At 36.7% G+C, this 26,970-nt stretch carries 19 protein-coding genes; 6 read left to right on the top strand and 13 right to left on the bottom strand.

What is annotated here, in order from left to right; genetic code table 11:
• Both LGQ90_RS09405 and LGQ90_RS09400 read left to right on the top strand, forming a co-directional pair.
• Window positions 1-1,524 (top strand): T9SS type A sorting domain-containing protein (locus tag LGQ90_RS09405; RefSeq protein WP_229340454.1); only part of this gene is annotated, 1,524 nt, incomplete at its 5' end.
• 191 nt (window positions 1,525-1,715) lie between these two features.
• A complete protein-coding gene (locus LGQ90_RS09400; RefSeq protein WP_229340452.1) occupies window positions 1,716-2,078 on the top strand; it encodes a hypothetical protein in 363 nt (120 codons plus the stop codon).
• Between the two features lie 91 nt (window positions 2,079-2,169).
• Here the strand turns inward: LGQ90_RS09400 and LGQ90_RS09395 are convergent, their stop codons facing one another.
• The 9 genes from LGQ90_RS09395 to tamL form a co-directional block, all read right to left on the bottom strand.
• Complete coding sequence (locus tag LGQ90_RS09395) at window positions 2,170-3,168, bottom strand: YpdA family putative bacillithiol disulfide reductase (RefSeq protein WP_229340450.1); 999 nt, start codon at window positions 3,166-3,168, stop codon at window positions 2,170-2,172.
• The gene (gene rpe, locus LGQ90_RS09390) at window positions 3,155-3,817 is read right to left on the bottom strand and encodes a ribulose-phosphate 3-epimerase (RefSeq protein ID WP_229340448.1); all 663 of its coding nucleotides are present in this window, start codon (window positions 3,815-3,817) and stop codon (window positions 3,155-3,157) included. The genes LGQ90_RS09395 and rpe overlap by 14 nt, the downstream gene beginning before the upstream one ends.
• A 48-nt stretch (window positions 3,818-3,865) precedes the next feature.
• On the bottom strand, window positions 3,866-4,276 hold the full coding sequence (locus tag LGQ90_RS09385) for a BLUF domain-containing protein (protein WP_229340446.1): 411 nt from the start codon (window positions 4,274-4,276) through the stop codon (window positions 3,866-3,868).
• 195 nt (window positions 4,277-4,471) lie between these two features.
• Window positions 4,472-5,335, bottom strand: coding sequence for a sigma-70 family RNA polymerase sigma factor (locus LGQ90_RS09380; RefSeq protein ID WP_011708302.1), 864 nt, complete (start codon window positions 5,333-5,335; stop codon window positions 4,472-4,474).
• 320 nt (window positions 5,336-5,655) lie between these two features.
• Complete coding sequence (locus tag LGQ90_RS09375; RefSeq protein WP_229340444.1) at window positions 5,656-7,911, bottom strand: polyribonucleotide nucleotidyltransferase; 2,256 nt, start codon at window positions 7,909-7,911, stop codon at window positions 5,656-5,658.
• A gap of 204 nt (window positions 7,912-8,115) precedes the next feature.
• Window positions 8,116-8,385, bottom strand: a complete 270-nt coding sequence (gene rpsO, locus LGQ90_RS09370) for a 30S ribosomal protein S15 (protein ID WP_229340442.1) — start codon at window positions 8,383-8,385, stop codon at window positions 8,116-8,118.
• 111 nt (window positions 8,386-8,496) lie between these two features.
• Window positions 8,497-9,354, bottom strand: coding sequence for an acetyl-CoA carboxylase, carboxyltransferase subunit beta (gene accD / locus LGQ90_RS09365; protein ID WP_229340440.1), 858 nt, complete (start codon window positions 9,352-9,354; stop codon window positions 8,497-8,499).
• Between the two features lie 82 nt (window positions 9,355-9,436).
• On the bottom strand, window positions 9,437-10,504 hold the full coding sequence (gene fbaA / locus LGQ90_RS09360; RefSeq protein WP_229340438.1) for a class II fructose-bisphosphate aldolase: 1,068 nt from the start codon (window positions 10,502-10,504) through the stop codon (window positions 9,437-9,439).
• Between the two features lie 44 nt (window positions 10,505-10,548).
• Window positions 10,549-13,113 carry a translocation and assembly module lipoprotein TamL gene (gene tamL, locus LGQ90_RS09355; RefSeq protein ID WP_229340436.1) on the bottom strand — a complete coding sequence of 855 codons (2,565 nt, stop codon included), beginning with the start codon at window positions 13,111-13,113 and terminating at the stop codon, window positions 10,549-10,551.
• Window positions 13,114-13,150: 37 nt separating this feature from the next.
• On the opposite strand from tamL, the gene LGQ90_RS09350 reads away from it, so the two are divergent.
• Window positions 13,151-13,891: a TrmH family RNA methyltransferase gene (locus tag LGQ90_RS09350; RefSeq protein WP_229340434.1), complete on the top strand. Its 741-nt coding sequence runs from the start codon at window positions 13,151-13,153 to the stop codon at window positions 13,889-13,891.
• On the opposite strand, the gene porT is transcribed toward LGQ90_RS09350, so the two are convergent.
• The gene (porT, locus tag LGQ90_RS09345) at window positions 13,878-14,585 is read right to left on the bottom strand and encodes a type IX secretion/gliding motility protein PorT/SprT (protein ID WP_229340432.1); all 708 of its coding nucleotides are present in this window, start codon (window positions 14,583-14,585) and stop codon (window positions 13,878-13,880) included. The two genes, LGQ90_RS09350 and porT, sit on opposite strands and share 14 nt — an antisense overlap.
• Before the next feature lie 4 nt (window positions 14,586-14,589).
• On the bottom strand, window positions 14,590-15,318 hold the full coding sequence (gene ubiE / locus LGQ90_RS09340; RefSeq protein WP_229340430.1) for a bifunctional demethylmenaquinone methyltransferase/2-methoxy-6-polyprenyl-1,4-benzoquinol methylase UbiE: 729 nt from the start codon (window positions 15,316-15,318) through the stop codon (window positions 14,590-14,592).
• A 132-nt stretch (window positions 15,319-15,450) separates the two neighbouring features.
• On the opposite strand from ubiE, the gene trkA reads away from it, so the two are divergent.
• On the top strand, window positions 15,451-16,800 hold the full coding sequence (gene trkA, locus LGQ90_RS09335) for a Trk system potassium transporter TrkA (RefSeq protein WP_229340428.1): 1,350 nt from the start codon (window positions 15,451-15,453) through the stop codon (window positions 16,798-16,800).
• On the top strand, window positions 16,800-18,296 hold the full coding sequence (locus LGQ90_RS09330; protein ID WP_229340426.1) for a TrkH family potassium uptake protein: 1,497 nt from the start codon (window positions 16,800-16,802) through the stop codon (window positions 18,294-18,296). Before trkA ends, LGQ90_RS09330 begins: the two co-directional genes overlap by 1 nt.
• Before the next feature lie 69 nt (window positions 18,297-18,365).
• Here LGQ90_RS09330 and LGQ90_RS09325 read toward each other — a convergent pair whose 3' ends face one another.
• Entirely contained in the window at window positions 18,366-19,553 is a 1,188-nt protein-coding gene (locus tag LGQ90_RS09325) for a pyridoxal phosphate-dependent aminotransferase (RefSeq protein ID WP_229340425.1), read from the bottom strand.
• A 158-nt stretch (window positions 19,554-19,711) separates the two neighbouring features.
• Here LGQ90_RS09325 and rsmG point away from each other — a divergent pair, with 158 nt between their 5' ends.
• Window positions 19,712-20,341: a 16S rRNA (guanine(527)-N(7))-methyltransferase RsmG gene (gene rsmG / locus LGQ90_RS09320; protein ID WP_229340423.1), complete on the top strand. Its 630-nt coding sequence runs from the start codon at window positions 19,712-19,714 to the stop codon at window positions 20,339-20,341.
• A 1-nt stretch (window position 20,342) separates the two neighbouring features.
• Here the strand turns inward: rsmG and LGQ90_RS09315 are convergent, their stop codons facing one another.
• On the bottom strand, window positions 20,343-26,852 hold the full coding sequence (locus LGQ90_RS09315; RefSeq protein WP_229340420.1) for a LamG-like jellyroll fold domain-containing protein: 6,510 nt from the start codon (window positions 26,850-26,852) through the stop codon (window positions 20,343-20,345).
• Window positions 26,853-26,970: the final 118 nt, after the last annotated feature.

Raw genomic sequence — 26,970 nt, 5'->3', positions numbered from 1 at the left:
CTAAACAGCACGAGTACTGATGCCTGTGGTATTGCCAGTGAGGTATTGAGTCAGACCAGTTTTGGTTGCTCCGATGTGGGAACTTTTGATATCACTTTAACTGTAAAAGATGTCAACGATAATGAAACTGTAGAGACCATATCAGTAACGGTAGTAGACGATACTGCTCCAAACATTACTTGTGTAGAAGATCAGACTAGAGCTAACGATCCAGAAACCTGTACCTATACAGTGATAGGCACAGAATTCGATCCAACATTTGATGATAACTGTTCCGGTGCCATGGTGTCAAATGATTATAATAATTTGGATAGTCTATCTGGAGCGATATTCGAAGAAGGAGATACTACGGTTAAATGGATGGTTACGGATGCTTCAGGAAATAAAACAACTTGTTCTTTTAGAGTAACTGTAAGTAACGAAGTACCGGTAACAAACAACATTTCTGGACCTATAGATCCTGTACAGGTAAATACAGGAGGGGTAGAATTGACCGCAACCTATACAGATAATAATGTAACTTCTGCAACCTGGAAACTAATCACTAACGATGGGGTGGTGGATCAATATACTTGTGAGGAATGCGTAGATAATGGAATTATAACAGGCAGCTTTAATCCTCAGCCTGGTGTTTATACGATAGAATTGACAGTAACAGATGCATGTGGAGCAGTAGATACATTTGTCTATGAATATATTGTAATATTTGATCCATCTGGCGGATTTGTAACTGGGGGAGGATGGATAGATTCTCCCGTTGGCGCTATGCAGGGAAATTACGCAAGTGTAACCGGCAAAGCGAACTTCGGCTTTAATGCTAAATACAAAAACGGTAAAAATAATTTTACAGAAGTAGATGGTCATACCAACTTCCAGTTTAAAGCAGGAGATTTACATTTTTCAAGCTTTGAGCACGAAGATATGAGTTTGGTGATTTCAGGTAAAAAAGCTACTTATACTGGGTATGGAACTGTAAATGGTACCGGCTCCCATAAGTTCAGAGTGATCGCTATAGATGGTGATGCCAATGGTGGTAATGATCCTGATGAATTCAGGATCAAGATTTGGGGAAGTAATTCCAATAATGAAGTTCTTTACGACAATATGCGTGGAGAGGCTGAGAGTTCAGATCTTGCTACAGTACTTGGTGGGGGTTCTATTGTAATTCACAAGCCTAAAGGTGCAGGTAAGACTAAAACCATGGAAGATTCTACACTAACTACTAAGGAAAAAATAGAGGTAGAAGCAGAACCTATGGAAATTCTTAATAATCTTGAGATCGCTCCTAACCCGGTAACTGCATATGCCAATATCAGGTTTAGCCTTAAAGAGAGATTGAAAGCCGATCTTCGGATTTATGATTTAAACGGAAAACTAATTAAAAGTCTATATTCCGGGATAGTAAATGCAGATCAGGTTGTAGAAGTTGGGTTTGAACGTGAGAATCTAATGAGTGGAATATATATCTGTAAACTGCTAACCGGTGATGGAAGATCTTATGAAAAACAGATCGTAATAAATTAATTATCTAATAATTTTCAGAAAACAAGTCCGGCCTAAAAAACCGGACTTTTTATTTTTTCAATTTCTCATAAATATAAAGCGACTAAAATCTTATTTTGTTTTTTTTAAGCCTTAGCGTTAAATCTTGCATAAATAGTTTTATTAAGTGAGCTTATCCAATAAATTAGCCGTCTAAGAAAAACTTAATACCTATGGCAGCTTATTTTAATTCTAATCAATTGAGAACTTCTTTGCAGGAGTTAGTAAAAACATATATTGCTGAATGTAAGGAGTGTAATATATTGTCACAAGACTGTATTGATCTATTAAGACACAATTTTTTAGCGGAATTTGTGATTTATAATAAGGCAAATAATTCGATTGAGATCGGGATGAATAAATCTGAAGATTTTGATGGGTATCCTGAAATTGAAATCTATACTTTCCCATTAGAGGATATTGGGAAAAAAGTAGATTACTCATTTAAAAATAATAATGAAGACCTTGAGTTCTACGGAAAATTAATTGGTAGGAGAAAAGGAATAGGATCTAATTCTATTGTTTTAATGGAATAGAAAATTTATCCACTCCCCGGAAAAAGCAATTTTAATTTATTTTAAAATTGCTTTTTTTATGAATTAAAGTTATATGGTGCCTCGATGATCTTTACTTTTCTGTTAATAAAGTATTCTTTTTATCAATTGTTTGCATGATGATCTTAGCATGAATCCTGGAATTTTCGATGAACCATTTGTGAGTTTCTACACCCCCACAAATTACTCCGGCAAGAAAAATTCCCGGCACATTGGTTTCCATGGTTTTTTCATCGTAAAGAGGGATTTTTCTTCCGTCGTCAGAGAGTTTAATGCCCATATCCTGTAAAAATCCGAAATTAGGCCTGTAACCCGTAAGTAAAAGCACAAAATCATTTTCAAGAATATCTTCTCCTTGAAGAGTATCTAAGACAACTTCGTTTTCCTTTATTTCTTTGATAGAAGAGTTAAAATATGCTTTAATACTTCCTTCTTCAATTCTATTGATGATATCAGGTCTTACCCAGTATTTTACACGCTCCCCAATCTCAGGTTTTCTAACGATCATGGTAACATCGCCACCCTTTCTATATATTTCTAAAGCAGCATCCACAGCAGAATTACTGGCTCCCACAACAATTGTTTTTTGGGTTGCATAATAATGCGGATCATTGTAATAATGAGACACCTTAGGTAATTCTTCTCCTTTAATACCCAGGTAATTGGGGATATCATAAAAACCTGTAGCAACGATCACATTTTCTGCCTCATATTCACTCTTTGAAGTAATAACAGTATGCGTGTTTTTTTTATTAGATCTTACCGCAGTTACTTTTTCAAAAAGATGAATATTTACCTTATTATTTGTTGCAATCCTTCTGTAATATTCTAAAGCCTCACGTTTTCCAGGTTTTGGGTTATTACTGATAAATGGAATATTATCCAGTTCCAGTTTTTCCGAAGTTGAAAAGAACGTCATATTAGTAGGGTAGTGGTAAAGTGAGTTTACCAGACAACCTTTTTCAAGAATAACGTAGGAAAGACCTTTTTTCTCGGCCTCAAGGGCACAGGCTATACCTATAGGACCACCACCAATAATTACGACTTGATATTTATTTTCAGGAATTTGCAATTTGTTTTAGGTTTTTTATAGTTTGCGGCTGATCTTCTGCTTTAAAAACAAAACTACCTGCCACAAGTACATCAGCCCCAGCTTTAGCAAGCTCAGCGGCATTTTTATCTGTTACACCCCCATCTATTTCAATGATAGTGGTGGCATTGTTCATGGCAATAATTTCTTTTAAGCGTTGCACTTTACTAAAAGTATTTTCAATAAAACTTTGACCGCCGAAACCGGGATTAACACTCATTACAAGTACTACGTCGATATCTTTGATCACATCTTTCAATAAGTCTACGCTGGTATGTGGATTTATCGCTACACCGGCTTTCATACCTTCTGCTTTAATAGCCTGTAAGGTTCTATGTAAATGAGTGCATGCTTCGTAGTGTACGGTAAGAATATCTGCGCCTAACTGAGCAAATTCTTTGATGTACCTATCGGGGTCAACAATCATCAAATGAACATCGATCGTTTTTTTTGCATGTTTGGTGATAGCTTTTAGAACGGGCATTCCATAGGATATATTAGGTACAAATACTCCGTCCATAATATCTATATGGAACCAGTCAGCTTCACTATTGTTAACCATTTCAATATCACGCTGAAGATTTCCAAAATCAGCAGCCAATACAGAAGGGGCAATTAACTTTTTACTCATATTTGTGTTGTTATGTCTTTAATGCACACAAAAATAACAAGTTTAAATCTATTTGATGCCTTCTGTAAACTTATTTAGAATGTACCGGACAGAACTTTGAATATTAGGATTTAATTTTTCGATTTGGGAAAAGTAGACGTCAATTTCTTCCGGTTCGAAACGAGAATCCAGGGAAATAAAATCTGATTGATAATCTTCGAATTTAGGCTGAGATACTTCCTTTTCAAATATTACCATAACATTCTGATGTCTCTTATCAATTAAAATTCTAGAGAATAGGGTTTTTAATAGTTCCTTTTCACCCTCTAGAACCTGAAAAAAATTACCTTCAGAATAGAGTAGAATTCCTGTAATATCATGGTCATTATTCCAATTCCTGCTAAAATTTAGAACTTCCTGTATTTGAGTTTCGGTAAGATTTGGATTTACGCTGCTTACGTAGCTTATAGCAAAACGCATATTTCAATATTTAGGTTAAGTATGACAAAATAGAAAACCTAAAGAAATGCAGGAAATTTTTAGATTGAAATTTTGTTTATAGAAAAGAAAAAACCCCGGTCATCACTCCGGGGTCATTCATCAATCAAAAAACGAACAGTTATTTTCATAACGGGTCATCACTCCCGTCACTAAACTGTTGTTGCTTTAAATATCTTAGCCAAGATACGTTTTTAAAATTTTACTTCTAGACGTATGCTTTAATCTTCTAATGGCTTTTTCTTTAATTTGTCTAACTCTTTCCCTTGTAAGATCAAAAGTCTCGCCAATTTCTTCTAAAGTCATAGGATGTTGATCTCCAAGTCCAAAATAAAGTCTGATCACATCAGCTTCACGCGGAGTAAGAGTTTCTAATGCACGCTCTATCTCTGTTCTAAGAGACTCATGCAATAGCTCCTTATCGGGATTTGGTGATTCACCAGAACGTAAAACGTCATAAAGGTTAGAATCTTCTCCTTCTACTAAGGGAGCATCCATAGATACGTGACGCCCGGAATTCTTCATAGATTCCTTAACGTCATTTATAGTCATGTCAAGTTCTTTCGCTATTTCCTCAGCACTTGGCGGACGCTCATGTGACTGCTCTAAAAAGGCGAAAGTCTTGTTAATCTTGTTTATTGAACCAATTTTGTTCAGTGGCAAACGAACAATTCTTGATTGCTCGGCTAATGCCTGAAGGATAGATTGACGAATCCACCATACAGCATAGGAAATGAATTTAAAACCACGGGTTTCATCGAAACGCTTCGCAGCTTTAATTAGTCCTAAATTCCCTTCATTAATAAGGTCAGGAAGGGTCAAACCTTGATTTTGATATTGTTTTGCTACAGAAACCACAAAACGAAGGTTCGCTTTGGTTAATTTCTCTAAAGCACGGTCATCACCCGCTTTGATTCTTTGTGCCAATTCTACCTCTTCATCAGCGGTGATCAGGTCTACTTTTCCAATTTCTTGCAAATACTTGTCTAACGAAGCGGTTTCACGATTGGTAACCTGCTTCGTAATCTTGAGTTGTCTCATCTATCTTCTACTTGGATTTTAATTGTGCATAGCTCTTGTACATAGTTATACGTAAGAATTACTCTTAATGTTACAAAATCAAAATAAAATTTTATTTGGGCGTTGCACTTCGTGCCGGACTTTACGCTTCAAGTCCTCGCTCCTTGCAGTCGCTGCGGGCTTTACACTGCAATCCCTAACGCGAAACACCACTCAATTAAAAATAAATATTTTATTTCAACTGAAGGGTAGTCGCAAGTTTGTAACTGAAATTTCAAAAAAAATTAAAAATAAAAAAGCCCATGCGATCGCATGGGCTTTTCAATGTAATCAAAGAAAGACTATTCTTTATCTTCTCTTGGTTTTCTATCGTCACGACGATTATCACGACCACGGTTATCTCTATCTCTACTACCACGATTGTCTCGGGAGCCACGATTATCTCGTTTATCATCTCTAGGAGGTCTCGCCTGGTAACCTTCCGGTTTTTCTAACAAGGCTTTCCTGGAAACTTTATCTTTTCTTGTTTTAGGATCAAGACCAAAATATTTTACATCGATCACATCACCTAATTTAAGAACATCGTTCACATCATTGGTGCGTTCCCATGCTAATTCAGAAATATGAAGCAATACTTCGTTACCCGGAGCATCTAAATATTCTACAACAGCACCAAAATCAAGGATTTTAATGACTTTTACTTCGTAAACGCTACCTTTTTCAGGTTTAAAAGTGATAGAGTCTATTTTTGCAAGAACTTTATCAATTCCTTCCTGTTGTGTTCCAAGAATTTCAACGATACCTTCTTCAGTTACCGGATCTTCATTGATCACGATCTCAGTTTTGGTTTCTTTTTGAAGTTCCTGAATCACTTTACCGCCAGGTCCAATCAATGCACCAATAAATTCGTTAGGAATTCTTCTGGTGATAATTTTTGGAGAATGTGCTTTTACTCCCTGGTTTGCTGTGGAAATGGTTTCATTTAATTTATCAAGAATATGAAGTCTTCCTGCTCTGGCTTGTTTTAACGCATTCACAAGGATTTCGTAAGAAAGCCCTTTTACCTTAATGTCCATCTGGCAGGCGGTGATACCATCTTTGGTACCAGTAACTTTAAAGTCCATATCGCCAAGGTGATCTTCATCCCCAAGTATATCAGAAAGTACTGCGTAGTTTTCACCTTCAGAAATTAATCCCATAGCAATACCAGAAACTGGCTTTTTCAACTGCACACCTGCATCCATCAAGGCCATAGTTCCTGCACAAACGGTTGCCATAGAAGAAGAACCATTAGATTCTAAAACTTCAGATACTACCCGAACAGTATAAGGACAATCGGCTGGAATCATTCCCTTTAAAGCTCTTTGAGCAAGGTTTCCATGTCCAATTTCTCTTCTTGAAGTACCTCTTATTGGGTAAGCTTCTCCAGTTGAGAAAGGAGGGAAGTTATAATGTAAATAGAAAGTCTCTTCACCCTGTTGCGTTGGAAGATCTACCTGGTTCGCTTCTCTTGAAGTACCTAAAGTTACTGTTGCCAGTGCCTGAGTTTCTCCACGAGTAAAGATTGCTGAACCATGTGTAGATGGAAGGTAATCTACCTCACTCCATATTGGTCTTATTTCATCAGTTTTTCTACCATCTAATCTAATTCCTTCGTTAAGAGTTAGATCACGAATAGCTTTTTTCTGTGCATCTGCAAAATAACCTGATATCATTTTGCCTTTCTCTTCCAATTCTTCTTCAGAGAACATAGCTTTCACTTCTTCTTTTAGTTCAGAAAAAGCTTCGCTTCTTTCTTTTTTGCTGGTTGCGCTTTTCGCGATATCGTAAGATTTCTGGTAAGTAGCGTCAAGAATTTTCTTCTCGATAGCCTCATCAGTTTCCGCTACTTCATACTCACGTGTTTCTTTCTTTCCGAATGCTTCCGCAAGTTTTACCTGGGCTTCACACTGAACTTTAATAGCTTCATGTGCAAATTTGATTGCTTCAGCCATCTCTTCTTCAGAACATTCGTCAAACTGTCCTTCTACCATCATCACAGAATCTGCAGAAGCTCCAACCATGATATCCATGTCGGCTTCCTTAAGAGCTTCTCTGCTTGGGTTAAGCACAAACTCACCATTAATTCTGGCTACACGAGCTTCAGAAATAGGAGTTTCAAAAGGAATATCAGATAACTGTATAGCTGCAGAAGCGGCTAGACCTGCTAATGCGTCTGGCATAACATCATCGTCATGAGACATTAGCTGGATCATTACCTGTGTTTCGAATTTGTAATCTTTTGGGAATAGGGGACGCAAAACACGGTCTACTAAACGCATTACTAGAATTTCTTCACTACTTGGTCTGGCTTCTCTCTTGAAGTAACCTCCAGGAAAAAGACCTGCAGCAGCAAATTTTTCGCGGTAATCCAATGTTAATGGAAAGAAATCCATGGTTGTAGGCTTGTATGAAGATACTACCGTACAAAGTAACATGGCATTACCCATTTGAACAACAACCGACCCGTGAGCCTGTTTTGCCAATTTTCCGGTTTCGAGGGAAATGGTTCTACCATCTCCTAGATCGATAACCTCTTTAAATGTTTTTGGAATCATAATAATTTCGAATTCTTGATCTGAATAACTTCAACCAGATCATTTTGTTAAACAAAGGTCTCCGCCATCCGGACGGCCGGGTTGTGTGTTGTGTGTAGTTGTTTGTAGACCAATGAAAAACTACCCCTCTGGGCGACAATTTTTGAAAACCTGAATCAGGCCAAACTAATATATAAAAAAAGGGGGCATAAAGCCCCCTGAAAATTATTTTCTTAATCCTAGTTCCTTCACAATGGCACGATACCTCATGATATCTTTCTTTATTAAGTAGTCTAAAAGACTTCTTCTTTTACCAACCAGCCTTACAAGTGAACGCTCTGTGTTATAATCTTTACGATTAGATTTCAAGTGTTCTGATAGGTGAGCAATACGGTGAGTGAACAATGCGATCTGTCCTTCAGCAGATCCGGTATCGTTCTTTCCGTTCCCGTGCTTAGTGAAGATCTCTTCTTTTTTTTCTTTTGTTAAATACATTCCAATATTATTTAAATGATTTTTATGTATGGACAGTTTTTCTGTCAGGCGGCAAAGATACTACTAATTTAAAAATTACCTACTCTTACCGCATTTTTTATTCAGGGGGATTTAAGCTCTTACAGGTTGATTCTGAATAAGATCGAGATAAAGATTTACTTTATCCTTAAGTTCAGAACGTTTGGTGATAAAATCCAGAAATCCTTTTTCCTTTAAGAATTCTGAAGTTTGGAAGTCTTTTGGAAGATCTTTTCCCGTAGTGTCTTTTACTACACGCGGTCCGGCAAAACCAATTAAAGCTCCAGGTTCAGAAATGTTAATGTCACCAAGCATGGCAAAAGAAGCAGTTGTTCCACCTGTGGTGGGGTCTGTAGCCAAAGAGATGTAAGGTATTTTAGCATCTGCAAGTTGGGCTAATTTTACCGAAGTTTTAGCCAATTGCATTAGAGAAAGTGCCGCTTCTTGCATTCTTGCTCCACCAGACTTGGAAATGATCATAAATGGAAGTTTATTTTTCAAGGCATGATCTGCAGCACGGGCAATCTTTTCACCTACTACAGACCCCATACTTCCACCTACAAATTTAAAATCCATACAGGCAATTACCAGATCTTTGCCTTTAGATTTTCCAACAGCACAACGCACAGCATCTTTCAATCCTGTTTTTTCCTGGGCTGCCTTAAGTCTATCAGTGTATTTTTTAGTGTCTTCAAAATCCAGCGGATCTTTTGAGGTCATCCCTTTATCAAGTTCCTTATATTTATTATCGTCAAAAAGAATTTTAAAATATTCATTACTTCCAATTCTTACATGATATCCATCTTCCGGACTTACATAAAAATTGCTTTCTAATTGTTCTGCATCAACGATCTTTCCTGTCGGTGATTTATACCACAAACCTTTTGGAACATCCTTTTTGTGTTCTGTAGGGGTCTGGATTCCTTTTTGTGTTCTTTTAAACCAAGCCATTTCTTTCAATTTTTATCTGCCGATTCTCAATTTATGGCAATAAAAAACAGCCTTTTCATAGAAAAAGGCTGTTAGTGATATTTTATAATGTATTTACATTGTTTAGGTCCTCAAAAGCTTTCTTAAGGCGAGCTTTAAAAGTAAGTTCTCCTTCACGAAGCCATTTGCGAGGATCGTAGTATTTTTTATTTGGTACATCATCACCATCGGGATTTCCTATTTGAGTAGCAAGATAATCTTTCTTATCACCCATATAATCTCTTATTCCTTCAAGAAATGCGTATTGAAGATCAGTATCGATATTCATTTTTATTACTCCGTAACCAATAGCTTCCCGAATCTCTTCAACTGTAGAGCCACTACCACCGTGAAATACAAAATCGATATGATTTTCTTCTACATTGTATTTTTTAGTGATGTACTCCTGAGAGTTCTTTAGAATTTTTGGAGTTAACTTAACATTTCCTGGCTTATATACCCCATGTACATTTCCAAAAGCAGCAGCAATTGTAAATTGATCGCTTACTTTGCTTAATTCTTCATAAGCATAGGCAACTTCTTCAGGCTGAGTATACAATTTTGAAGAATCCACATCTGTATTATCAACACCATCTTCTTCACCACCGGTTATTCCTAATTCAATTTCAAGAGTCATTCCCATTTTGGACATTCTCTTCAAATATTTTTTACAAATTTCGATATTTTCCTCCAATGGTTCTTCTGAAAGATCAATCATATGAGAGCTGTAGAGCGGTTTTCCAAACTGCTCAAAATGCTTTTCACTGGCATTTAATAAACCGTCAATCCAAGGGAGTAATTTCTTTGCACAGTGGTCTGTATGCATGATCACGGTAGCTCCATATACTTTCGCCATTTCGTGAACATGTTTTGCCCCGGCTACACCTCCTGCTATCGCAGCTTTTTCATTTTCATTAGAAAGTCCTTTTCCTGCATTAAACTGAGCTCCTCCATTGGAAAACTGAATAATCACAGGAGATTTTAATTCCGCAGCTGTTTCAAGTACAGCATTAATGCTACTTGAACCAATAACATTTACAGCAGGTAAGGCAAAACCTTTTTTCTTTGCATAATTAAATATATCCTGAACTTCTTTTCCTGTGGCTACGCCTGGTTTAATATTGTGACTCATAATTTTTGTTTATTAGGCTTACAAAAATAAGAAAATAAACTGGCTTAGAAAGGATAATTAATACCTACGTTATAAACTGCATGGTTGAAGTTATAATCCTTGAACCATCGTTCTCCTTCAGGTCTTGCAGGATCATGTGTTTTGAAGCCAACATCGAATCTTAAAACGAAAAAGTTAAAATCGTATCTCAAACCAAAGCCACTACCCACGGCAAGTTCTTTTAGATCCTGAAATCCTTCAAATACAAATTCTTCAGAGGTATTGGAATCAAGTACATTCCAAATATTTCCTACATCTACAAATAAAGCGCCTTTAAACTGATCTATCAGGCTAAAACGATATTCACCATTAAAAGCTAGTTTAAAATTTGCTTCATTAAACTCCAGGATGCTGCCACTGCTTCCAGGGCCAAGATCATAGGCCTGCCAGGCACGATTATCATTTGGACCCCCGGCAAAGAAAGTTTTGGTTATAGGGATGGTGTTAGCATTTCCATAAGGTATTGCAATTCCGCCAAATGCTCTTGTGGCAAACACCTGATCTTTACCAATATCCCAATGTTTTATAAAATCAATCTCTGTCTTTACGTATTGTGAATAGGCCACTCCAACCACTTTACTTTTGCCCTGTTCATTCTGTTCATAATCTAAAACACCAGATAATGCAGAAAGTATATTTCCAGCGGTTTCAAGCTTAAATCGAAAACGTGAAAACTCCCTATCATAAAGACTTTCTCGGGTATTCCACAAATAGGTGAAAGCAGAAGCAAAAATCAGGTTGTTTTCTGTCAACCGTAGTTTACGTTCATAAATATCTAAAACATTGAAAAAATCATCCTCATTTAAACCTGTATTTGGAAAATTATCAGAAACTACATAATTAATAAATTCATCTGCCTCGTTAGGGATTTCAAGGCTGGGATCATTGTTAGGATTATTGAACTCAAAATTGCTTTGCCGTGCAATTTCATTTAACTCTTCGTAGGAATTACGGTAGACATTGAAGTAATTTTCAGTATTTAAATTACGTACATACTGGATGTTTAAAAGATCAAAACTATTGGTAAGTTTTTTAGAAGGCTTCCATGCGTAATTAAGTATTCCGGAAAATGTTTGTTTGTCCAGTCCAATATTTCTTTGGGTACTAAACCCAAGACTCATATTGGTGAAGGGAGACATGTATTTAGGAATAATTTTTTCAGTATTAACCGGAAGAAAAATTCTAGGCAAACTAAGTTTCATATCTGCGCCTACCTCTGTAATATCAAAAAAGCGATTATCATTATTACTTTTGGCTGCATCTGTTGAAGAAGCGATACTGCCTCTTCCGGAAACCTCTAAATTTTCAAGGCCGCCAAAGATATTTCTGATTAAAAAGGAACCTCCAAAGCCAATACCAAATTCCTGAATGTTACTTTGTGAAACATCAAAATCAAAACCCAGGGAATATTTTGGAAGTGGAGTCAAAAAAATATTTGTAACCAGATCTGTGCCCGTACTATCGTCTGGATCTAACGTATATTTAATTTCTGGATATTTGAAAATTCTTAAAGTATTCAGCCGGTTATATGTTCGGGTTCTATCTATGTCACTATAAATACTTCCTGGTTTTACAAAAACCGCATCGCTAATAGACTCTGGTTTGTAGCGCATTTCTTCAAAGCTATATAATGAATAGCCTTCATGACGGGCACTATCTGCTAATACCTCGTTCCTATTGGAGAATTCATAATCTGTAAAAATATTGACCTTACTAATTTTATGAATTTTAAAAGGGATACTAGAAATACTGTCGCCAATATTATTTCTTTGGTTTTTAATAATAAGCGTAGTATTCAATTTGTGATTGGTCTCTACAGTATCGGCGTCAAAGCTTATATATTCCTGGTCAAAATTATAAACTCCGTTATTTCTGAATAACTGAGAAAGTCTATCGCGTTCTTCATTAAAATCAAGGGTATTATATTGAGTGCCCGATTTTATCTCGCTTTCAGCTTTATTCAATTCATAGAGTGAATCCAGGGCTTTTGAAGGAATGTCCGTGTTAATAGAATCTAGAATGTAAGGCTCATGTGGAGTTACATAGTATTCTATCCTGGCTCGTTTTTCTTTATTTTCCAGCGGAATAATCTTATAATCTGTCTCAACGTTAAACCAGCCATTGTTCCAATACCAGGATTGAAGCCTGTTTTCAGATTTCTTGGTGTCTTCCTCGCTAACGATTACCGGAGCTTCCCCCGTTCTTTTTAGCCACTCATTAAACTCAACTCCAGACTTTAAATAACGATCGAATTGTTTTTTAGAAAGTAGGCTTACTAATTTTTTTTGTTTTTGATCATTCTCCAGGAATTTTTCAGAAAGAATACTATCAATATTTGGCCTTGCAAGATTATAAATATGAAGGCCTAAAGGAAAATTGAGTATTCGGGTATTCGGTTCCTGGTATAACTGGCTGTATATTCTGGAATCCTTAACATCTTCCCCGTTGCTGAAAATTTCGTTTTTCACCAGAAGATTCTGGTCAGCATCCAGTCTTTTTACGGCGTTGCAGCTAATTATTAAGACAGGGGTTAAAAAAAATAATAATATTTTTGCGAAAAGCCGTTTCAAACATTCACGTTTAGTGGCTCAAAAATACATATTTTTAATGCTTAGCAAAAGCCAGATTAAGTTAATAAAAAGTCTTTCACAAAAAAAGTTTAGAAATAAGCACCAACTTTTTGTAGTGGAGGGAATAAAAGGGATTCAGGAGTTTTTAAATTCTGATTTTGAATTAGTTTCTCTTTACTCTGCTAATTCAGAATTTGATGTTTCAGATAAATTTTTGGAAATCATTGACGAAAAGGAGTTAAATAAAATAAGTTTTCTAAAGACTCCGCAAAAAGCTTTGGCTGTTTTTAAGATTTTGGAGAATATATGCCCTGAAATTAATGATTTGACCCTAATTCTGGATGGAGTTAGAGATCCGGGTAATTTGGGAACCATAATTAGGCTGTGCGATTGGTTTGGGATTGAAAACCTAATATGTTCTTTAGATACAGTAGATTGCTATAACCCGAAGGTGGTACAGGCAAGTATGGGTTCTCTGGCACGAGTAAAAATTTTTTATAAAGCTTTAGAGCATTTTCTAAACGAGAATCCCGAAATACCAGTTTTCGGAGCTTTGCTCGATGGAAAAAATATATATTCAGAAAAATTGCCTCAAAAAGCTTTTATAGTAATGGGAAATGAAGCTAATGGAATTTCTGAAGAAATTAAAAACCTGATCTCACAAAAAATAACAATTCCTCAATTTGGTAAAAGGAGGGAGACTGAAAGTCTTAATGTGGCAACTGCAACTTCTATTGTTTTGAGTGAATTCCGAAGAAGCTCTGTTATTGAAAAGTAAAGTTTACAAATATAGCCCTGGAGGACATTTTATCAACGTTCCCAGTATATAGACTATTAGGATCTGAATCCCGAATCAGCTCGTCATTGATAGCAAAAACGCCTCGTATTGATGGTGATAATTTGAAATAATAGAGATAAAGGTCAATTCCAAAACCAATCTCATAATAATAAGAGTTTGTAGTCATTCTAAACTGTCCCGCGCTATTATCATCCGGATTATTCTCATTACTACTAAGATTTATAGAGGTAGATACCCCTCCCACTACAAAAGGTCTAAAATTATTGAGCCTATTTGCATTGAATTTTACCAGTAAAGGAATGTGCACGTAGGTGGAGCTTATTTCTCTGTAAGTGTTAGCATCTGCTCTTAAAGCTTGGAATCCCCGGGTGCTAAAATTAACCCCTGGTTCCAGTCTTAAGTCGATATTATTGTTAAGCCTCAAATTTCCCACTAGACCAACATTAAATCCCATTCTTTTTTCTACTACAAGGTCTTGACCTGTCACAGGACTTGGATTGTAATCTTCATAGTCAAAATTGAAGTCATAACTATTAAGACCTAAAAAATAGCCCCAGGACCATCTTTGCTGATCAAAATTCTGTTGATTTAATACACGTTCTCCTGAAAATATCTGAGCCTGTGCGGTATTATAACTTAGAGCAATAATAATTATCGCAATTAATTTTTTCATGGTATTACTTTGAAGCAATATAAATTGTTGAGACGCCAAATGTCTGAGGCAGATCTTCTACATCTATAAACCCGATTTTCTGTAAAATATTGTTGAAAGCTGTGCCGTAAGGAAAATTAGCAGCGCTTTTACTAAGATAAGAATATGCATCCTTATCTTTTGAGAATATCTTACCAATAACAGGCAATATTAAATTAGAATATAAATGATAACCTTGTTTGTAGGGAAATTTGGTAGGCACCGAAGTTTCCAATACTACGAAAATACCGCCGGGTTTCAAAACTCTATAAATTTCTTTAAGTCCTTTTTCCAGATTCTCAAAATTTCTAACACCAAAGGCTACGGTTATAGCGTCAAAAGAATTTGCTTCAAAGGGAAGATTTTCAGAGTCACCCTGAATCATCTCTATCTTAGAATCCAAAGATTTTGCAGAGATCTTTTTGCGACCAACCTTCAGCATTCCTTCTGAAAGATCCAGGCCAACAATCCTTTTAGCTCCTGTGTTGACCATTTGTATAGCCAGATCACCAGTTCCGGTTGCAATATCCAGAATGCTTTCTGGATTGGTAGCTGCTACAGTTGCAACTACTTTTTTTCTCCATTTTACATCTGTTCCTAAAGAAATCACACGATTAAGCCCATCATAATTATCTGATATATTATCAAACATTTGCTCAACCTGCTTCTTTTTTGTGAGTTTGGAGTCCTTGTAAGGCGTAACCTTCTTACTCATAGAAAAAATTTGGTTCAAAGATAACCCATATGCTTAAAATAACCTGTTAATCAATAAAATTTATCTTTTAAAGTCTAATTTTTCGTTTCTCTAAAATAGCTTAACTTTGCCCTCACATTTTTAAGCTTTTATATGAAAATAATTATCGCCGGTGCAGGTGAAGTAGGATTTCATTTAGCTAAATTACTTTCCTTTGAATCTCAGGATATCACGCTAATTGACCCCAATAGAGATAATCTTGCTTACGCAGATACTCATTTGGACATTAGAACGATTAAAGGTGATGCGAGTTCTATAAAAATTCTTAAAGAAGCCCAGGTCAAACATACAGATATGCTTATTAGTGTGACTTCCAGTGAAGCTACTAATATTACCGTTTGTGTTCTTGCGAAACAACTTGGAGCCAAAAAAACTATTGCCCGAATTTCTAATACTGAATTTCTTGAAAATCAGGGAGAGCTTGGATTTACAAGATTTGGAATAGACGAATTAATTTCTCCGGAAGCTCTTGCTTCCCGTGAAATTGAATTACTTCTCAACCAATCGGCTTTTAATGACAGTTACGAATTTGAAGAAGGAGCTTTGACCATGATCGGTGTGAGTTTATCTCGTACAGCAACCTTCGTTGGTAAAACAGTTAAGGAAGCCGCGAAAATTTTTCCTGAATTAAATTTTGTTCCCATTGCCATTCAGAGGTTTGGAACCCAGTATACACTTATTCCAAGAGGTGATACCCAATTCAAAGATGGCGATCAGGTCTATTTTGTAACCTTAAAGAATGGAGTGGAAGAGCTTTATAAACTTACGGGCAAGGTAAGGCAGGAAATAAAGAATGTGATGATTTTGGGTGGTAGTAAAATAGGTAGAAAAACAGCTCAGGATCTTTGTCGAAATAATTTTAAAGTTAAGCTCGTAGAAAAAGATAGGGAAAAGGCTTATGAACTTGCAGATGAACTTCCGGAAACTCTAATTATTAACGGTGATGGCCGAAATGTAGAACTTTTAGAAGAAGAAAACATCCATGATATGGATGCATTTATAGCCGTAACAGGAAATTCAGAGACAAATATTATGTCCTGTCTTGTTGCCAAATCAAAAAGCGTTAAAAAAACGATCTCTTTGGTTGAAAATATGGATTATTTTCAATTGAGCCATTCTATAGGAATTGATACTTTGATCAACAAAAAGCTATTAGCTGCAAATAATATTTTCCGATTTGTTCGTAAAGGTGAAGTAGTAGCCATGACCAAATTGAATAATATGAATGCCGAGTTACTGGAATTCATAGTCAAACCAAAATCACAGGTAAGCAATAAAAAGATTAAAGACCTTGATTTTCCAAGATCTGCTATTATAGGAGGTATTATAAGGAATGGAAAAGGTCTCATCGCTCTGGGTGATTTCCTTATCAAACCCGGTGATAGGATAGTTGTTTGTTGTCTACCACGTTCAATCAATAAAGTTGAAAAACTCTTTTTATAATGCCCAGACTGAATTATAAAATTATTCTTCATGTAATGGGATTATTGCTGCTATGTAATGGCGGCTTTATGCTTTTAGCAACATTAGTAAGCTGGTTCTATCAGGATGGGGTGACGCTTGAAATTTCGACTGCAGCTTTAATAACTCTTTTTATAGGTACCTTATTAATGTTTACCACTCGTGGGCATAGTAAGGAAGTTAAAATTCGGGAAGGTTATATTATTGTGACTTTCGGATGGATATTCATGACCTTAAGTGGAACGCTTCCGTATTTGGTTAGCGAATCTATTCCGAGTTTTACTAATGCTTTCTTTGAAACAATGTCTGGTTATACTACAACCGGAGCTTCAATTTTAAATGATATTGAGGCTATTCCGAAAGGGATTTTATTTTGGAGAAGCCTTACACACTGGATTGGTGGAATGGGAATTATTGTATTAGCCATCGCTATTCTTCCATTGTTAGGAATAGGAGGGATGCAGTTATTTACCGCAGAATCTCCCGGTCCCAGCGCTGATAAATTAAAACCTAGAATTACTGATACTGCAAAGCGACTCTGGCTGATCTATGTATCTTATACTCTAGCGGAAACAATATTACTTTGGGCAGCAGGAATGACATTTTTTGATGCCATCAACCACGCTTTTAGTACACTTTCTACAGGAGGATTTTCCACTAAGAATGCAAGTCTGGCTTTCTGGAATGGTAATCCTTTAATTCAGTATATTATTATATTATTCATGTTATTGGCAGGTAGTAACTTTGTCCTGAGTTATTTCGCTTTTAAAGGAAGGGTTAGTAAGGTTCTTCATGATGATGAGTTTAAGTGGTATATATATTTTATTGCCGGATTTACAGCAATTTCAGCATTGATCGTCTACTTCCAGGCAGATGTTAGTATTTCCTCTATTGATCATCCAATGGTATGGGGAGAGGCGGAAAGCGCTTTTAGACATTCGTTATTCCAGGTTTTAACCATAATTACGACCACTGGGTTTGTTTCTGCCGACTATACCATGTGGACTCCATTCCTCACGATATTATTTTTTGGGCTCTTCTTTCTTGGTGGATCTGCAGGTTCTACTGCGGGTGGTGTCAAGGTGATGCGTCATATTATAATGATCAAAAATGGAATTATTGAGTTTAAAAGAACATTACACCCTAACGCAATTTTACCGGTAAGATTCAATGGAAAATCTATTAGTAAGGAGATCGTATTCAATATTCTTGGATTCTTTATCCTCTACATGCTGTCATTTATCATTGGCGCTGTGGTCCTTGCTTCATTAGGACTGGACTTTGAGACAGCAATTGGTGGAGCTGCTTCATCACTGGGTAATATTGGTCCTGCCTTTGGTGGTTTGAGCCCGGTTAATAATTTTGATATGTTACCAGATTTTGGAAAATGGTGGACGGCATTCCTGATGTTGATAGGAAGACTTGAATTATTTACTGTACTAATACTTCTTACTCCTTTTTTCTGGAGGAATAGATAATATATAAATTTGAAAACATTAAAAAACCGGCTTTACGCCGGTTTTTTAATAAATATTTTTTTTGAATTCTTAAGAAAGAGCTTTTTTGATCCTTGATAAAGCTTCAGTAATTTGAACTTCGCTGGCCGCATAAGAAATTCTTATACATTCAGGATTTCCAAATGCATCACCGGTAACGGTGGCAACATTTGCTTCTTCAAGTAGAAAAAGGCTGAAATCTGTAGCATTCAGAATTTCGTGACCTTTAATGGTTTTCCCGAAGAAAGATGAAACGTTAGGAAATACATAAAAGGCACCTTCCGGTTCAGTCGTTACAAAACCCTTAATTTCATTCAGCAGATCTATGATCAGTTTTCTTCGATTCTTAAAAGTATCGATCATATGACTAATTTTACTAACCGGTGCCTCGAGGGCAGTAATAACAGCACGCTGTGCTATACAGTTCGCGCCACTGGTAATTTGTCCCTGCATTTTATTACAGGCCCGTGCGATGTAAGAAGGAGCGCCAATATAGCCAATTCTCCAACCGGTCATGGCAAAAGCTTTAGAAACGCCGTTTACGGTCACTGTTCTATCGTACATGTCTTCAAAGCCTGCCATAGAAGCATGATCTCCAACAAAATTTATATGCTCATATATTTCATCACTCACTACAATGATATCAGGATACTTTTTAAGGACATCGGCTAATTCTCTAAGTTCCTCTTTGCTATAAACCATTCCGCTGGGATTACAGGGCGAACTATACCAGATCATCTTTGTTTTAGGCGTAATTGCAGTTTCTAGTTGTTCCGGAGTTATCTTGAAATTCGTTTCTACGCTGGTAGGAACTTCTACGGGAACACCTTCAGCTAATTTCACAATTTCGGCGTAACTAACCCAGTATGGGCAGGGTAATAGTACTTCATCTCCAGGGTTAAGTACAACCATCGCCACATTTGCCAGGGATTGCTTAGCTCCTGTGGACACTACGATCTGTGACCTGTCATAAGTTAGGTTATTGTCTCTTTTGAATTTATTGATAATAGCATCCTTCAACTCTACATATCCATCTACCGGAGTATAAGAATTGTAATTATCGTTGATTGCCTTTATAGCTGCTTCTTTAATAAAATCTGGTGTGTTAAAATCTGGTTCGCCAAGGCTAAGACCAATAATATCTTTTCCTTCAGCTTTTAGTTCACGCGCTTTCGCAGCCATGGCGAGCGTTTGAGAGGTTGCCATTGAGTTAATGCGATTCGATAATTTTTCTTGCATAATTTTAATTTTTTTAATTTCTAAAGCAACTTTTTTGCGCGTGTCCTTTAGATATATTTGAGATTAACTTCAAAGTTAAAATATTATAAATTCCACCGATCTGATTTTGAAAAAAATTAGCGATAAAAAATAACTACTTTTGCAGAAAATACATCACTTTGGAATTAGTTAAAAAATATTTCCCTGAATTAACTGAGGATCAAATCTCGAAATTTGAAAAACTAGGAGACCTTTATAAGGATTGGAATTTAAAGATTAATGTAGTCTCCCGTAAGGATATAGATGAACTTTATCTTAGGCATGTTTTACATTCTCTGGGAATTGCTAAAATTCAAAACTTCAAAGCCGGTTCTAAAATACTTGATGTTGGTACCGGAGGTGGCTTTCCAGGAATTCCCTTAGCTATTCTGCATCCTGAAAGTACTTTTCATCTGGTAGATTCTATCGGAAAAAAAATTAAGGTGGTAGATGAGGTTTCTGAAGGTCTTGGCTTAAAGAATGTTACATCTTTTAATCAAAGAGTAGAAGATTTAGAGGGGAATTATGATTTTATCGTTAGCAGGGCAGTCGCTATAATGCCTACTTTTGTAAGATGGGTCAAAGGTAAGATTGCTAAAGAAAATAAGCATGAAAGAAAAAATGGCATCCTTTATTTAAAAGGGGGAGATTTATCAGAAGAACTCAAAGATTATCGCACCGCAAAAATCTTTGAGCTTTCAGACTATTTTGAAGAAGACTTTTTTGATACCAAGAAAGTGGTTTATCTTCCTATGAAATTTAAAGGTTAATTTATTTTGTGATAATTACTTTTCTGGAATAGACCTTTTCACCTGAATACATCTTAACTATATATACAGCTGAACTTAGCTTTTGATCTATGCTCAGTAATATGGATCTTTCTGTAGGTACTTCCTGGAATGATTTGATCAATTGTCCTGAAATACTATAAAGTTCAACATGATCTACCTGTAATAAATCCGGGTTAAGAACCGCAATTTCGTCGGTATTTCTTAAGTAGTTTAAACCTAATTGCGGTTGTTCCAATTCTTCGGGAATTTCCTCAATAGGTTTTTCAGCAACTTGTTTCTTAAAGACGATCTCATAACGCTCATTGAAGTATCCCAGTTCTTGTGCCGTAGTAGTGTAATCTTCTTTACTTAAATTAGTATAAGTGTCGTTTAAATTATCCTTTAAATAAATATTGAATTCTGTTTTTATATTTTCCAGCTCGTCTATTTTAATAGTATACTCACCTTCTTCTGATAATTTTATACCCAGAGGTAATACCTGATCCAGGTTGAAATTTGGAACAGCCTGGATAACAAATTCTGTTTCATCAATCATCCAATACATATCCTCAACATTATTTTCAATAAGAGGAGCGTCGTAGCCAAGATCGAAACCTCCAGAAGCATTTGCATCTGCCGTAACTAGAATCTGTCTGTGATATCCTTTTGGGGATTCAAATTTGAGCCTGATTTTGAATCTGCTGTCGGTGGCATTTCTAGTCTGATCCTTTTTAGGATTAGTCTTTTCCTGCATGTGGAATTGAGATTTTTCACTTTTTTCTGTCACAAAAAACCTATGGCTGTTTTTAAATAAAATTTCACCACCGCTAGAAGAACTTATAAAGAATGCCTGTCCTACTGGAATATATCTTCCCGGAGCTGCCTTTCCACTAATTTCACCGGTATCATCAATTCTCCAGTCATCTGAAACCGCTCGGGAGCCTTTAGTGGATAAAGATGCTACACCTCCAGATTTATTATAAATAGCATAACCGCCCACATAATCTTCCAAATAATGAGAATTAGAAGGACCAAAATGGTCCCAATAATAGATTGCACCATTAAATGAGGAACTGTTGTCATTAATGAAAGCATTAGCATCAATTGCAGAGGGATAGGGGTTACCAATTAGAATGTCATTTCCGGCATCAACAGATAATTTAATATTACCATTATTAGGTTTTCCACGGAAGGTATAATTCTGTTTTCTATTTACGTCAACATACCCTGTGGTCCCTTTCATTGTATAACCTAATCCCGGAGGTAATTGATCAGATTCTGAAATTGGTGACCACTCACTATAATCGTCAGATAATCCATGGAATGTCCATAACCAGTATCTACTTATTCGTTTAATTCCGGAGTAATTACCATCTGCCCAATGATATTGTTCGTTAAATTTAATTTTTGGAGCTTCGCTTGTTTTGGTTCCATCCCGGAGTACCTCTTCCAGTTTAAAGCCTACGTTATTATTTATATTCTGTAATGATACAGGTGGCGTCCAATAATTATAATTAAAGCTATTGGCAGTACCTTGCTGATCCCTGTCTAAATAACCACTTGCAGTACCTTCAAGAATACTTCCTTCTGGTTGTATAAGTTGAGACTCTCCATTAAGATCAATAACCCCGTTAAGTTCCAGGTAATGACTAATGTATAATTCATTACCTGTTTCGTTTACTACGGAACCATCCATTACCAATTTGCTAGACTCGTTTGTTCCAGCTTTGGAAATAAGACCAAGTAATTCAATATTTTTATAATCGGAATTTAGCACATGTGAAGTTATTGCAATATTCCAATTTATAGTATCAGAATTTATACCTAAACTGTTCGGGACATCCCAGACAGTTGGTCTCAACCAGGAGGTTTTATCTCTCCACAACCCATTTTTAGAAGATATGTAGGGAAGAGGTGCGGTATTTTCCTGAGTTGTTTTAATATTTATGAGCTTACCGTTTATTTTATTCGTAGCGATATCAAAAGTTACTCCGTTAGACACTTCACCTGGTAAGAGTCTATAGTAACCTTGTAAGTCTGTCCATGATAAACCTTCAGCATCAATAGGAATAATTTCACCTCTTACCTTTGAATTATTAGATGATATTCGTTGATTCATCAATAATCTTATATTTTCAACGCTTAAAGATTTGGACCATAATCTCACTTCTTCCATCCATCCATGGAAGAAGTTTTTGGGATTATTGGGGGCACTAGAATCATATGTGGCACCTAGAATGAATGGTGCAGAGGTATTCACAGGATTGGTAGCATTTCCTTTAGAACCAAGCGGAATTCCATCCACATATAATGTAGCAGTTGAGCCGTCAAAGGAAACCGCAATATGGTACCATCGGTCTGTGTCTACATTATTACTCGCAAGTCCTGAAACTCCTATTCCTTCTATTGATGGAACTCCGTTTGTTAGTTTAAGCTCAAAACCACCTGATGGGTTTGAAATGTCTTTTTTGGATAAAATAGTCCTGCTTCCGTCCTTGGACTTTGGTTTTATCCAGGCTTCAAAAGTAAATGGACCACCGGTAAACCCATAATTGTCTCCAAAGTTCACATGATCATCAATCCCATCAAAATCCAATGTGCTACAGTTGGTAAATGTAATTTTAACATCATCAGATTTACCGCAATCTACGCTCCATCTTAGAGTATATGTTCCCTGATTTCCCTTGAAAATTGTGTTAGGAATAGTGGCATCAGTAAAACTTCCTCCGGATGGACCGTTCACGATTGTCCATACACCGGGTACTGGTTCGTTATTTATATCGAGATTTACTTCTGCATCCAATTGGGTGGAATTGAAACCGCATCCCAGCACCTGATCGGGTCCTGCATTTGCAATGAGCTCTGCTGGTTGTTCAATAGTAACTGTTTCTAATATCTCACAACCGTTAGCATCAATTATGCTAACTTCATAAGTTCCGGCAGCTAAGTTTGTTGCAGTTGGACCTGTCTGTCCATCAGGCCATACATAGATATAGTCTGGGGTGCCTCCTACAGCAGTAATAGTGGCGCTACCATCTGAACCTCCAAAGCAGGATACATCTGTTTGTGAAATAGATGAAACTTCTAGGGGGTTACTAGGTTGTGTTATTTCTACTTCTTTTGTTATATAGGTATCTCCGCTATCAGTATCTGTTACCTTTACCCTGTATTTTCCGGCTGATACCTCTGTGAATATACCTCCAGAATTTGGTACATTAACAATATTGCCTGCAGAGTTTAGGAGGTCGAAAGAATAATTACCTGAACCTCCAGAGGCTCTATATGTTACTGTTCCGTTCGAAGCACCATTACACAAGAGTTCATTTGCAAACGCGACTGCAAAAAGTGGCGAGCTAACGGTCGCTTCATTATTAGTAGAAAAACATTTTGGATTATTTCCGTTCCCTTGAGTTGTACCACACGCGTCCTTTTTATTATTCTGAAAAGTTAGATAGATCCCTTCTACTTTTACAATATCACCACAATCATAATCTATCGAAAATGTTTGAGCTACTTTTGGTATATCATCTTTATTAAAAAAACAGTCGGTAACTTTGTAGTTACTTATTTCACCAGATTCTATATCCTCCACAGAATATATCAACTCGATCTGTAAAGAATACCTTGTTGCATTGGTTGGAAAATTAATGTAGATGAATTTTTCGTCAGCTGTGTCACAATTTGCAGATGTTATTTCATTCTTAGAGCTATCACCAATGAAGTAGTTTTCTAATCCAAGGTCATTTGATCCACAGTCGTCTGCAAAACATCCTCCAACATATTGAATTATACGCTGTTCAAATTCCCTGCCTTCAGCGTCTGTTACTGTTAGAATAATAAGTTTCTCACCTATATTGTCATAAGTGACATCTGTTGGTCCTACACCAGTACCAGTCGCCGGATTTGCTCTTTCCCCATAATCCCAGGAGTAGGTATAGGGAGCAGTACCACCAATGGCAGTTCCGTTCTCTACAGAAAAAGTAGACGTCCTAATTAATTCACCTTCCTCACATAAGGAAATAGGTACAATATTGGCAGAAAGTGCATCAACAACTTCTATCTGTTCAGTAGCGGTACATTGATTTGAATCTGTTACGGTAACAGTATAAGTTCCTGCAGGTAGGTCTCTAGCTGTCTGCCCCGTTTTACTAATATTAGAGGGTCCTCCAGTCCAGGCAAATGTATAGCCCGGAGTTCCTCCTGAAACTTGTGCGGTAGCGGTACCAGTTGCAGACCCAAATGAAGTTGTTTCTGTGGTTAAAAATCCGGTAATCTTTAATTCGGTCGGTTGAGAAACAGTGACGGTACGTTCTTTAGAGCATTCATTTGCATCGCTTATAGTTACGGTGTGAGTTCCCGGAGCTAAATTTGTGGCAGTTTGAGTGGTTTGACCATTATCCCAAAGATAAGTATAATCTCCTGTTCCCCCCTGGGCAGTTACAGTAGCAGTACCATTATTTTCTCCAAAACAACCTGATGTAGTTTTAACGTCTACGATCTCAATAAATGTGTCAGGTTCATTAACAGTTACAGATACTGGATCTGCAGTACATCCGTTAGCATCAGTTACCGTAACTGTATAGGTTCCTGCCGGTAAATCTGTCTTCTTTGCTCCTGGTCCCAGAGAACCCCAGTTATAGGTTAAAGGGGCAATTCCACCTGTAGCCGTCGCCTCAACTTCCCCGGTGGCAAGACCATTACAAAGAACATCAACCTTGGTAGCTTGGGCTATAACTGGGTCTATAATAATGTTTTGTGTAGTAGAAGAAGAGTTCCCTGCATCATCGGTAAAAATCCAGTTAATAGTATAAGTTCCAGCGTTTGAATAAGTCAGAGGATCAGTAGTGGTACCAATTATCTCACCCGAACAATTATCAACCGTCACAGGTGCTTCTACCGTATATTCACAACCCCACGTAATATCTTCTATCGTAGGTATTTCAGGAGGTTCATTATCTAATACAACCACATTTTGAACAACCTGCTCCGCCTCATTGCCATTGGCATCCTGAACATTCCAGGTTATGGTAGTTGTACCTACTGGGTAAGGTTCGTCCAGTCCCAGTCCATCACTTCTTATACCTGAAGGATTTCCAACACTACAATTATCTGTGGCGGTTGCCGGAGCTATTCCAAGTCCTGCCTGGCAAATTCCTGTATCATTAGTTGCTTCGATGTCATCACCCGCAGAAATTACAGGAAGAATATTGTCTTCAACAGTAACAGTTGCAGTTTGAGAGGCTGAATTTCCATTGACGTCAGTTACAGTTAAGGTAACTGTATTGTTCACTGCTACATTAGAGCAATCAAATGTCGTCTTGTTTAAAGAAATATTATCAACAGCGCAGTTGTCAGATGAGCCATTATCAATATCTTCTGGAGTAATATTAGCATTTCCTGAAGCATCGAGTTGAACCGTAAAATTTTGTACTTGTACGGTAGGTACTATATTGTCTTCAACAGTAACAGTTGCAGTTTGAGAAGATGAATTTCCATTGACATCAGTTACAGTTAAGGTAACTGTATTGTTCACTCCTACATTAGAGCAATCAAATGTCGTCTTGTTTAAAGAAATATTATTAACAGCGCAGTTGTCAGATGAGCCATTATCAATATCTTCTGGAGTAATATTAGCATTTCCTGAAGCATCGAGTTGAACCCTAAAATTTTGTACTTGTACGGTAGGTACTATATTGTCTTCAACAGTAACAGTTGCAGTTTGAGAAGCTGAATTTCCATTGACGTCAGTTACAGTTAAGGTAACTGTATTGTTCACTCCTACATTAGAGCAATCAAATGCCGTCTTGTTTAAAGAAATATTATCAACAGCGCAGTTATCAGATGAGCCATTATCAATATCCTCTGGAGTAATATTAGCATTTCCTGAAGCATCGAGTTGAACCGTAAAATTTTGTACTTGTACGGTAGGTACTATATTGTCTTCAACAGTAACAGTTGCAGTTTGAGAAGCTGAATTTCCATTGACATCAGTTACAGTGAGTGTAACGGTGTTATCGCCAATATTGGTGCAATCAAAATTTGATTTGTTTAAGGTTATGGTATCAATTCCGCAATTGTCAGAAGATCCATTATCAACGTCGGCAGGAGAAATTGATCTCTGACCATTGTTGTCAAGATTGATATTTATGCTTTTAGTGACAATAGTTGGAAGCTGATCATCTATAAAACTTAGTTCGAAAGTCTTTTGAATTGAACTTGAGTTGGAATCTGTGACCGAAAGAGTGTAGTTGCCTGCAGTAAGATTAGAAAGATCCTGAGAAGTATTTGAATTTACTCCCGGTCCACTCCAGGAATATGAGTACGGAGCGGTTCCTCCTGTAACAGTAACATCAATGGCTCCATCAGAAGCATCAGCGCATGTAGGTGCATCAATATTTGCACTTATTTCCTGCGCAAATAATTCACCACTCGTCCATACAGACAGTGTTAAAAATATAAGCGTTAATGTAATTACATAATGGATTCGGGGTCCAAAAGTAGTTTTATACATAGGCTACCAATAAAGATTTTCATCGGTAAAAGTACGTATAAAATAGATAAATGGTTTTAAATTAATAAAAAAATATTTGAATAAGCTACTTTATATCAGGTAGGTAAGTAGTGTTTTC

Source organism: Christiangramia sediminis (genome assembly GCF_020552705.1).
Taxonomy (GTDB): domain Bacteria; phylum Bacteroidota; class Bacteroidia; order Flavobacteriales; family Flavobacteriaceae; genus Christiangramia; species Christiangramia sediminis.
Note: the sequence above shows the minus strand (reverse complement) of the source record. Positions and strands in the feature narration are given on the sequence as shown.